This window comes from Telluribacter roseus, assembly GCF_017355915.2.
In the GTDB taxonomy this organism is placed as follows: Bacteria; Bacteroidota; Bacteroidia; order Cytophagales; family Spirosomataceae; genus Telluribacter.
Genome location: NZ_JAFEUV020000027.1, coordinates 21,505 through 31,842 on the forward strand (window position 1 = coordinate 21,505; position 10,338 = coordinate 31,842).

A 10,338-nucleotide genomic window follows, 5' to 3' on the forward strand; every position below is an offset into this window, starting at 1 on the left:
GCTGCTGCTGAACGACTGCGAATGGTAAAATAGAACTGCGCTTGTCCCTAATTACATTCAGAACAAGCGCAGTTTTATTTTACCCCCTATCAGGGCAATCGTATTAGCTTACACCTCCACCCGACGTATCTTTCCCGGAAACTCGAAGTTTTGGGGGCGGGTGACGTGCAGGGCGGCTCCTAGCGCAGTAGCGTAAGGAAGCTCGGTTGTGTATACTTCGTGGCTGGGGAACTGGCGGGCCAGTAGCTGCGCGAAGATGCAGTTCTTCGAGAAGCCTCCGTCTACGTACAGCGTAGGTACCTCATCTACCCCGATCAGCTGCAGCGAAGCCGCCAGGATGTTGACCAGACCGATGAGCAGGTGATGGTACGCAGCCTCAGGCGAAGCAAACGCGCTTACCTGCCAGTCCTGCGGTGAGCGCTCGGGGAACGGACCGTTGCCTTCCATGAGTGCAGGATAGAAAGGCGGTGCCGGGGCAGTAAGGTGCTTTTCGTCAAAGTCCATACCCTTGTAGAAGTTAGTCTCTACATGGAAGTACTTAGCGATTCGCTCGACCTGATGGTCATGCTCACGGCCCATAAATACCCGGGAGGCTTTGACACCACTGCCTTCGGGCGTCATGAAGTGCAGACAGTCGCGCTCGAGCTGGTCCGAAGTAAGCGGACGGGCTACAAACGGATTGAGATTGACACACCAGGTACCCGTCGAAAGCAGAACAAAAGGCTGCTTGAAGGCCATCCGGTACGGAATCAGGGCCGAGGAGCTATCGTGCAGACCAAAGCCTGACTGCATTACCTTATCGCCTCCGTCACGGGCTATGAACGAAGAGGCCGCCAGCATGGGTGCCAGTATCTTGTGAATACCCTCGGCCTTGACCCAATCATGGTAGTCCATCATCTCAAAGCTCCAGAGTGCCGTATGGCAGCCAATGGAGGTAAAATCGCTCACCTTACGTCCGGTCAGCAGGAAGATAATGTACTGCGGCAGATGCAGGGTGGTCTTGATCTGGCTGTATACCTCCGGTCTGGAGTGCTTCAGCCAGTAGATCTGCAGGCCTGAGTTAAGCATCCCCATCGGGGGCGACCCCGTCTGGAGGGCCAGGCGCATAGGATCACCGTACGAGCTGTAGAACTGCTGGGAGATAGCTCTGGGAATTGGCTTCAGGTAAGAGTACAGCGGCGTAACCGGCTTGTCCTGCGCATCCAGATGTACCAGCGTGGCTCCGTAGGCCGCCACGTTGATGGCCTTGATCGTGATGTCCTCCCTCTTCTTCAGGTTCTCCCAGTGCTGCTGTACCCACTGGGTCAGCAGGGGAAGGTCGTCGCAGGGGAAGCCGTCTTCGTCCGTTGTTTCGGGCAACGTCTCGTTAGACTCCTCAACTAACTGGTACTTCTCGTCAAAAAGAACCCATTTCTTATTGGTGCGCCCAATGTCAAATACCGCCGTTACGTTCATTATATAGTGCTAAATCTGCTGCTGAATTAGTTAAACTACTGTTTCGGGGTCAATATACTGACTTTCCACTCAAAACCTAACCTACCTGCTGACAAGCGGCCCGGATGTGGCCATCAAAGGCCCGTTGCTACCGCATAGCGACCACGCTGCCCGATACGCTGCTCACGTATCCCCATCTGACGGTACAGCCCGATGGGATCAATAGCGGCCCCTACCTGACGACGAGCTTCGGCTACCAGTGCCCTTACATCGGTCTGGAAGGCATTTTCCAGAATCTCCTGCGCCCGTACTACGTCATTCTGCTCCTGAGCCTCAAACAGGGCCTGGGTATCTACCAGCAGGGCTTTGGCGTAAGCCATCTTGATCGCCTGCACCGACTGCAGCAGATCCTCGATGGGGTCTTTGGTATTGTGGCTGGCGTCGATCATCCAGGCCAGGGCCGGATTGGTCACGGCCGGGTCATTCATGCCCTGTACCAGTTCGCAGAAGATCAGGAACAGCTGGTATGGCTTGGTAGCGCCGGTAGTAAGGTCGTCGTCGCCGTACATGGAGCCGTTGAAGTGGAACCCGCCCAGACGGCCAAAGTGCATCAGGCGCGCCACGATCTGCTCAATGTTGGTATTGGGCAGGTGGTGGCCCAGATCTACCAGTACCTGCGACCGCTCACCGATCTGCTGGCACAGGCTGTACGAAGTACCCCAGTCAGGTATCACCATCGAGTAGAAGTTGGGCTCGTAGGGCTTGTACTCCACCAGCATGGTCCAGTCGGAGGGCATGGCTTCGTAGATAGCCGTCAGCGAGTCGAGCGTACGCTGGTAAGCCCGGCGCAAGTGGTGCTGCCCGGGGAAGTTGGAGCCATCGGCCAGCCAAACGGTCAGCGTTTTGCACTCATCACCCAGCGCTTTGCCGTACTCTACCACTTCGATATTGTGGTCAATCGCATGCTTGCGTACCTGGGCGTCGGTATGGCAGAGTGAGCCAAACTTATACGACAGGGCCTGGTCTTTCTGGTCCTGGAAGGTATTGGAGTTGACCGAGTCTATGATCAGTCCGTGCTGGCTCAGCAGCTGACGGGTAGCCGCGGCGTCCTGGGGTATATCCCAGGGGATGTGCAGGGAGATGCTGTTGGACGAGCGGTTGAGCGCGTGGATCAGGCCTACGTCCTCGATCTTTTCCTCAAGGTTGCGGGGCTCGCCCCCGATCGGGAAGCGACCGAAGCGCGTACCACCGGTACCCAGCGCCCAACTCGGGATAGCTACCTGAAAGTCCGCTACCTTCTTAAGAAGCTGTTCTACGTTTTGTCCCTGCCGTTCCAGGCTCTCGCCCAGGTATCCCCACTTAAAGTCGTGGTCGGCGCTTACTGACTGATTATAGTCCTGTATCTGATCTTGTTTTAGCATGTTAGTCATTAGCTGTTAGGTAGTAGCGATTAGTTCTTAGTAATTAGCTCATCCTGTGGCCAGCGCGGCGCGGCCTACGCGGCCCGGCCTACGCGGCCCGGCCTGCATCGCAAAACCTTAATTATACATTTTCAATTATTCATTACTTCACCTCCTTTTCCAGGATTGGCTTCAGTACGGTTACCCAGCGGCGGTACCCCTCGGCATTCATGTGCAGACTGTCTTTGAGGAAGATACTGCCATCCGGACGCCCGTCTTTGAGCATGACCGGCCACACATCGATGTACTCGTGATTGTGGTCGGACTTTACAAACGTTTTAATTAACTGATTGGCCTTCTGGACATCATCTCTGCGGTCCCAGCGTGAGGGCGAAGGCTTCATAGATACGTAGTACATTTTTACGTCGGGCAGGTCCTCCCGTATTTTCTTCGTGAGCGTCACGTAGGCGTCGCGGGTCTGCTCGGGCGTCTTAGACTTCTTGCCGAACATATCGTTCTCACAGTACACCACGATGGTCTTAGGGTCGTACTTAATCACGGCCCGGTCGACGTAGTGGATCACTTCCGGAAGGGTAGAACCGCCAAAGCCCCGGTTGATAATGGGCAGCGGAGCCAGGTCCTTATCAGCATCTTTCCAGAGGGCAAAGCTGGAACTTCCAGTCAGTACGATACCGCCGGGAGCCGGATTCTGCTCGGCATCCTTCTGCTCAAAGTTTTTAATGGAATTCTCGAAACGATCAATGGCATAGTCAGGCTCCCAGGGCTGCCCAATCGACTGGTAACTAGGTTTTTGACAGGCTACTGCACCAACAAGGAGAAGAACTACGAATCTTTTTAACATGGGATTAGGGTTAGGTTTAAAGTAAGGTATCTGGACTAAACAGACAGCTAAATAAAGCAAATCTGCCTAGGATTATACCTTTTGACTAGTTAAATGCCCTAGGCCATATAGAATACCTCTTTCAGCGGGACGCTCACCGGCGAGTTGTCGGGATTGCTGTCCATGATGTCTTTCATGTAGGCCCACCACCGCTTCATGACGGGATGATGCGGCAGGTCCTTGCGGGCTTCCTCGTCGGCTACATCCATGACCCCAAAGAGAGTATTGGTCTGATCATCCAGGAATATAGAGTAGTTGCTGATGCCGGTCTGCTTCAGCAGCTCGTGCAGCTCCGGCCACAGCTCGTCGTGACGGCGTTTGTACTCTTCGGTTTTCCCTTCATGGAGGTACATTTTAAAAGCTACGCGGGACATTTTTTGAATTCTGAATTAGTGAAATATGAATGCTGAATTATTTACTTTTCCTTAAATCCTTTGAAGTAGCGAGGGCGATGACGCGGCCCTGTTTTCCTACGGCATTGTAGAAGTGGTACACGGTACCCTTCCACCTGATCACCCACGGCTTATGGGCGTACTGCTCGTCATAGTCCTCCGAAGGGGCTATAAGGTCGGCGCCTTCCCAGTCGGTCCAGTGGATAAGGTCATACGAACAGGCAAAGCGCTCGAAAGCGCCGGGCTTCCAGAATGCCCCGAAGTAGAACATGACGTAGAGGTCGTTGATCTTTGTGATCTGAGCATCGCCGCATATCCCCTTCCGGCGTGTAATGATCGGCTCCTGCCCGTACCGCTTCCAGTTGAGCATATCGTCCGACACCGCCATGCCTATGCTTTCGTAGCCTCCGGCCTTTGTTCTGGCGTTGTAGTACATCACGAACGGGTGGCCTGTGTGCCGCTCCGTATCCCGAATCACCAGACTTTTAAAGATCTTATCATCCTCAAAAGGCCGCGCCTCCGTATCAGTGGGCAGCAGTACCGGCTCTTTCAGTCGTTGCCACTCCCGCGCCTGGATTACGCTCTTGGTCCGGGCCATGCCTACCCCTAGCATACCCGCTTCGTAGCCTTCCGATGCCCCTCCCAGGTAGGACATCCAGTAGCTCTCCTTGTAGGTTTCGGGCTGGTAGGTACCTCCCCAGCGGGTGTCCACCAGAGACAGGTATCCTGCCTTCTGGTTGGCATCCCAGGTATTTTGGGTGAATGAGAGCAGCTTTCCCCGGGTCTGCCAGTCCAGCAGGTTGGGGCTTTCAGCCAGCCAGGTTTCGTAGCCCTTCCCGTCGTACACGATGTAGGTCATCCACCACTGGTCCCTCATTCTGAATATCGTAGGACTGTCAATAGCCTTCGTAGTATCAGGATGCCGGAACACCACACCGTACTTATAGGGAGTCTTTATCTCCTCATACACCTCCTGCATCCGCTCCCGATCCACCACTTTAATAGACTCAGGGGCTTTGCGGGCCCCTGAGCGTGTGGATGTGGATATATGACAGGATTGGAATAGGAGTCCGGTAAGGGCGAGACAGATCAGAAGCTTGATTGGCATGGTGAGCTATATTCCCTTACCGGTTGCAGATTTAGCGAACAAAACTTGGGGCAAAGCCACCGTCCACGTTCAGTACGTTACCGGTAGACTTGTTGAGGGTACCATCTACGAATACCCGTACCGCCTTAGCGATATCTTCGGGCAGGATCTCCTCGTTCAGGATGGTACGCTTGGCGTACAGGGCAGGTAGCTCTTCTACCGACACTCCGTAAGCCTTGGCACGGCCTTCGGCCCAATCACCGGCCCAGATCTTGCTGTTGCGCAGTACGGCATCGGGGTTCACGGTATTGACGCGAACCTTCTCTTTGCCCAGCTCGGCAGCCAGCAGACGGCTCATGTGTAGCTGGGCGGCTTTGGCCGTACCGTAGCCTACGTTGTTAGGCCCGGCAAAGAGCGCGTTCTTGCTGGCGATGTTTACGATATCACCACCGATTTCCTGCTTCCGCAGAATCTCTACGGCCTGCTGCGACACCAGGAACTGGCCTTTCACCAGGATATCCTGCAGACGATCCCAGTCCTGCATGGTAGTTTCTTCCAGGGGCTTGGAGATGGATATACCCGCGCAGTTGATGATGACGTCTACGCCACCGTAGGCTAGTACAGCCTGCTTCAGCGACTCGGCCACGGCCTCGGCGTTGGTTACGTCTACGGATACGGAGCGTACATTGTCCTTGCCGTAGGCTTTGCCTACTTCGGCTTCGGTTGCTTCCAGTTCGTTACGGTCGGCCAGTACCGCTACGGCGCCGTGCTGCATAAGCTCTTCGGCAATAGCGCGACCGATACCACCGGTACCGCCGGTTACGTAGGCGACCTTGCCGGACAGCGACTTAGGCTTAGGCATACGCATCAGCTTGGCCTCTTCGAGCAGCCAGTATTCGATATCAAAGGCCTCCTGCTCGGGCAGCGCTACGTACTCGCTCACCGCCTCGGCGCCTTTCATCACGTTGATGGCATTGGTATAAAACTCAGCGGCCACGCGGGCAGTCTGCTTGTCTTTGGCGAACGTAAACATACCCACGCCCGGATACAGGATCACCACCGGATTAGGGTCACGCATGGCGGGGCTGTTGGAGCGCTTGCTGCGGTCGTAGTAAGAGCCATAGTCCTTCCGATAGGCTTCAAACTTTGCACTCAGGTACTCGCGCAGCTCTTCTTTGCCCATATCGGCGCGCATGTCGTCCAGTACGAGCGGACGAATCTTGGTGCGCAGGAAGTGGTCGGGGCAGCTGGTACCCAGGTAAGCCAGGCGGGCTAGATCGCTGGAATTCACAAACTCAAGTACCCGCTCATCGTCGGTAAAGTGACCTACCATGGAGCGGAACTGTGAGCAGTAGCCGCGCAGGTACGGAGCCAGCTCAGCGGCTTTAGACTTACGTACCTCGGGGGCTTCGCTCTGTACTTTGGCACCACCAAATACGGGGCGCTTCTTGCCGTAGTTGGCACTCAGGTAGGCCGAGGCCTTCTCGATGGCGTTGAGGCTGTTGAAGTAGCACTCTTCGGCCGTAGCTCCCCACGTAAATAGTCCGTGACCACCCAGGATGATTACTTCTACCTCCGGGTTACGGGTGAAGCACTCCCCGATCTTGAGGCCCAGGTCAAAACCCGGACGCTGCCAGGGTACCCACTCTACCTTATTACCCCAGATCTCGCGGGCAATGGCTTCGCCGTCTTTGGAAGCGGCAATGGCGATCACCGCGTCAGGGTGCAGGTGGTCTACGTGTACGTGTGGAACAAAGGCATGCAGAGGAGTATCAATAGAAGGAGCAGCTGACTCCAGATCAAACAGACAGTAACCAAACAGACCTACCATTTCGTCCTCAAACTCGAGGCCGCGGTAGCGGTCTCTCAGCGCCAGCAGACGGTTGTGGTACAGCCCGGCCAGACCTTTGCGCGTGAGGGTACCGATGTCTCCACCCGACCCTTTGATCCACATGACGGGTACCTGCTCACCCGTGATCGGGTCCTTCTCGTACGTCTTGACGCTGGTGTTACCTCCCCCGTAGTTGGTAATGCGGAGGTCGCGACCGAGCATGTTGGAACGATACAGTAACAGGGCTACTTCGTCACCGGCCAGGGAAGCGGCATGGGCTTCATCCCAGTAATTATTGACGTATTGATAATTTTCTGCAATGGTCAAGCTGCTCATAAATTTTTCAGATTTGAATTGATTTTTAAGCTTTGCCAAATGTCCATTAGTTTATTTCCTTTCGTGTCCTGTGCTTTCCTGTGAAAGAGTATAAAATTTGCAATATTTCGGACATTTTTTTTCCTTGGAAGCTATACCCATACCCCTGCGGCTCTATGATTCAAATTGATCCGGACTCACCCGTTCCCAAATACAAGCAGATAGTCTCGTCGGTCGTGGAGGCGATCAAAAAAGGCGAGCTCCAGCGCGACCAGCAACTGCCTTCTATCAACGAAATGGCCGAGGAGCACTACCTCGCCCGCGATACCGTCGAAAAAGCCTACAACGAGCTCAAAGAGCGGGGGATCATCATGTCGGTACGCGGCAAGGGGTACTTTGTACAGGCCCCGGCGTCCAACAAGGTGCGCGTGCTGCTGGTGATGAACAAGCTCAGCGCCTACAAAAAGATCGTGTACTACGCTTTCCTGAAAGCCCTGGGTAACGATGTCACGGTAGATGTATACATCCACCACTACAACGCGCTGCTCTTCAAGGAAATACTGGAAGCCAACCGGGGCAAATACAACTACTATGTCGTGATGCCCCACTTCTACGAAGGAACGGATAAGGTAAACGTACGGCAGCTGCTGGAAGAGATCCCTAAAAATGAACTGGTACTGCTGGACCGCGACCTGCCCGACCTGTCGGGTGAGTACCTGGCTATCTATCAGGACTTCGAGAAGGATATATTCCGGGCTCTCGAAAGCGCCGACGACCTGCTGGCCAAGTATAGTGAACTGGTGCTGGTATTCCCGAGCGACGGACAGTACCCTATCGAGATTGTACGGGGCTTCCGCAACTACTGCATCAATTATCAGAAAGACTTCCGCATCGCAGACTATGCCTACGAGGAAAACATTAGTACCGGCACGGCCTACGTGGTAGTGGAAGAAACGGACCTGGCCGAACTGATTAAGAAGGTACGTCAGTCGGGACTGGAACTAGGCCAGCAGGTAGGCATTGTGTCATTCAACGATACAACGCTCAAGGAGGTACTTGCCGACGGTATTACGGTCATGACCACTGACTTCGAAACCATGGGCCGCACCGCCGCCGCCCTCCTCCTCGACGGCAAACGCATCAAGGTCAAGAATCCATTTATGCTTATTCGCAGGAAATCGTTGTGAGAGGAGGAGAAAAGGATGAAGGGAGGAAAGCAGGAAAGGAGAAAAGGTTACCATCCCTGCTTTCCTGCCTTTCATCTCCTAATAAAAGTACCGGAAGCCGAGGCCGATGGAGCCGGAGTTGAGGGTTGGTTTGAAGGAGTAGTTGAAGGCGTTGGTGGTTAATTTTGGGTAGGTTTCATTCAATAGGTCATGCGTTCGGGTGTAGGAAATCTCTATTGGACTTCCATAAGCCACAGAGCCATCGACCGCCCATTTCCCCGAGATTCGCCACAGAACCCCCGCATTAAATCCAGCGCTGACTGATACTACATTTGACGTTCTTTGTATTAAGTTTCCAGAGTTCGACTGCTGATATACAAAAAAGCCCGCGCTCTTCCTGGTACTGTACATCCCATTCAGAGTAGGACCTCCATACACAGCCCATTTTCCGTTAGTGCCAATACTATGATAGAATTGCCAGAAACGGCCCAATCCAGCGCTAAATAATTTATCTTTAGGATAGGAAACCCATAACTGCGGGTGACTCTGGGAAGAGTAGCTGGTGGACAGGGTCCAGCCGGTAGCTTTTCGAAGATTTTTAAATTTACCCCGACTAATATGAAAGGAATGACTGTAGTTACGGTAACCTACGTTATTGTCATACATATTCCTTATTCCCCCTAAGGAGGTACCGAACTGTACAAATCGCTCCCCTTCCTTATATTGAGCCTGAATAGGAGTGTAGCTTAAAAGAAAAATAAAGCTACTAATGAGTAGAGTGGTCTGTTTTTTCATAAGGATGAGTGGATTAAAAGTACCTCGCAACGCGAAGAGTGATGAGGGAAGGAAAAGAGCTGTTGGCGTAGGATGAGAAGGTAAAATAATTGTCCCCATCGGGAAGACGGTCATAGTTTAGCCCAAGCCCCAGTACATTAGCGTAGCCTTCCAAGGACCATCCTCTCTGGCCCAGCCGATACATGATACCGGGCCGGATGCTTAGTCCGCCACCCCAGAAGTTAATAGTATTTCTATACTCATTGGCCCCATATCCGCCGTTTCTGGAAGTAAACCTTCTCTGCGTGTAGTTCACCTGTAGCTCGGTGTGCAGGAAAATTCCCCAGCGGTCATTGAAAAGCTTGTACTTACGAAAGAATGGTCGAAAGCCTATTATATGGGAGTTGCCAGTCTGGTCGGTGATTTGTATGTCCCTACCATTCAAAAGGGATATACTTTCACTCCTAGAGCTCTGGTAGGTGTAGCCCAGGCCCAGTCCCCAAAGGGTCGTAGCGTTCCTGAACCTTCCCCACTGTACCTCGGGCATTACCTCAAATGATCCGCCTTCACCACCAATAGCCGAGTTAGGTCGCTTACTTTTAGAAGCGTTCCCGCTAAATTCTACAGTACCGCCCCAGTAGCGGGTACCTTTACTAAGTTGGGCGTGGACGGAGGGCGAAAGGGTACTGGCAAGCAGCAGGAGCCCCCACAGAAGGTAAGGTTTTAACATGGTGGTATGGTTGGTTGTGGCGGTAAAATAGGGAAATAGCAGGTAGGAAAGGGCCCGGCATTATTAATAAAATATTTAATAAATCATTGACCAGCCAGTAGTTAATTATTGATCAACCTGCGGTTACATATACTTATTATTGATAGATGAATTAGTTTGTAAACTACTGTCAGGCTGAGCGAAGTCGAAGCTCTACTCGTCCTCGACTCCGCTCCTTTAGACTTGCGGTGTATTGAAAGAATAGGAGTAGGTACTTACATTTAAAGAGAGAAAGGGAGCCAAAGTACACTAAGACATGCGCTCTGAGC

At 53.2% G+C, this 10,338-nt stretch carries 9 protein-coding genes; 1 reads left to right on the forward strand and 8 read right to left on the reverse strand.

Translation table 11 applies throughout. From position 1 onward, the window contains the following. Nucleotides 1-108: 108 nt before the first annotated feature. From JTN23_RS25165 to JTN23_RS25190, 6 genes are all read right to left on the reverse strand, one after another. A complete protein-coding gene (locus tag JTN23_RS25165) occupies nucleotides 109-1,455 on the reverse strand; it encodes an FGGY-family carbohydrate kinase (RefSeq protein WP_247237885.1) in 1,347 nt (448 codons plus the stop codon). A 113-nt stretch (nucleotides 1,456-1,568) separates the two neighbouring features. Continuing rightward, nucleotides 1,569-2,855, reverse strand: coding sequence for a sugar isomerase (locus JTN23_RS25170; protein ID WP_247237886.1), 1,287 nt, complete (start codon nucleotides 2,853-2,855; stop codon nucleotides 1,569-1,571). Between the two features lie 142 nt (nucleotides 2,856-2,997). Next, nucleotides 2,998-3,696: a GDSL-type esterase/lipase family protein gene (locus tag JTN23_RS25175; RefSeq protein WP_247237887.1), complete on the reverse strand. Its 699-nt coding sequence runs from the start codon at nucleotides 3,694-3,696 to the stop codon at nucleotides 2,998-3,000. A 98-nt stretch (nucleotides 3,697-3,794) separates the two neighbouring features. Beyond that, nucleotides 3,795-4,109, reverse strand: a complete 315-nt coding sequence (gene rhaM / locus JTN23_RS25180) for an L-rhamnose mutarotase (protein ID WP_247237888.1) — start codon at nucleotides 4,107-4,109, stop codon at nucleotides 3,795-3,797. A 37-nt stretch (nucleotides 4,110-4,146) separates the two neighbouring features. Further along, nucleotides 4,147-5,235 carry a glycoside hydrolase family protein gene (locus tag JTN23_RS25185; protein ID WP_247237889.1) on the reverse strand — a complete coding sequence of 363 codons (1,089 nt, stop codon included), beginning with the start codon at nucleotides 5,233-5,235 and terminating at the stop codon, nucleotides 4,147-4,149. 31 nt (nucleotides 5,236-5,266) lie between these two features. Next, nucleotides 5,267-7,381 carry a bifunctional rhamnulose-1-phosphate aldolase/short-chain dehydrogenase gene (locus tag JTN23_RS25190; protein ID WP_247237890.1) on the reverse strand — a complete coding sequence of 705 codons (2,115 nt, stop codon included), beginning with the start codon at nucleotides 7,379-7,381 and terminating at the stop codon, nucleotides 5,267-5,269. Nucleotides 7,382-7,536: 155 nt separating this feature from the next. On the opposite strand from JTN23_RS25190, the gene JTN23_RS25195 reads away from it, so the two are divergent. After that, complete coding sequence (locus JTN23_RS25195) at nucleotides 7,537-8,547, forward strand: GntR family transcriptional regulator (RefSeq protein WP_247237891.1); 1,011 nt, start codon at nucleotides 7,537-7,539, stop codon at nucleotides 8,545-8,547. A 78-nt stretch (nucleotides 8,548-8,625) separates the two neighbouring features. On the opposite strand, the gene JTN23_RS25200 is transcribed toward JTN23_RS25195, so the two are convergent. Further along, entirely contained in the window at nucleotides 8,626-9,321 is a 696-nt protein-coding gene (locus tag JTN23_RS25200; RefSeq protein WP_247237892.1) for a hypothetical protein, read from the reverse strand. A gap of 13 nt (nucleotides 9,322-9,334) precedes the next feature. After that, nucleotides 9,335-10,030, reverse strand: coding sequence for a hypothetical protein (locus tag JTN23_RS25205; protein WP_247237893.1), 696 nt, complete (start codon nucleotides 10,028-10,030; stop codon nucleotides 9,335-9,337). Between the last annotated feature and the right edge of the window lie 308 nt (nucleotides 10,031-10,338).

Coding starts and splice junctions, on each gene's coding strand:
- JTN23_RS25195 (WP_247237891.1), top strand. CDS start 7,537: ATGATTCAAATTGATCCGGACTCACCCGTTCCCAAATACAAGCAGATA.
- rhaM (WP_247237888.1), bottom strand. CDS start 4,109: ATGTCCCGCGTAGCTTTTAAAATGTACCTCCATGAAGGGAAAACCGAA.
- JTN23_RS25200 (WP_247237892.1), bottom strand. CDS start 9,321: ATGAAAAAACAGACCACTCTACTCATTAGTAGCTTTATTTTTCTTTTA.
- JTN23_RS25190 (WP_247237890.1), bottom strand. CDS start 7,381: ATGAGCAGCTTGACCATTGCAGAAAATTATCAATACGTCAATAATTAC.
- JTN23_RS25185 (WP_247237889.1), bottom strand. CDS start 5,235: ATGCCAATCAAGCTTCTGATCTGTCTCGCCCTTACCGGACTCCTATTC.
- JTN23_RS25165 (WP_247237885.1), bottom strand. CDS start 1,455: ATGAACGTAACGGCGGTATTTGACATTGGGCGCACCAATAAGAAATGG.
- JTN23_RS25205 (WP_247237893.1), bottom strand. CDS start 10,030: ATGTTAAAACCTTACCTTCTGTGGGGGCTCCTGCTGCTTGCCAGTACC.
- JTN23_RS25170 (WP_247237886.1), bottom strand. CDS start 2,855: ATGCTAAAACAAGATCAGATACAGGACTATAATCAGTCAGTAAGCGCC.
- JTN23_RS25175 (WP_247237887.1), bottom strand. CDS start 3,696: ATGTTAAAAAGATTCGTAGTTCTTCTCCTTGTTGGTGCAGTAGCCTGT.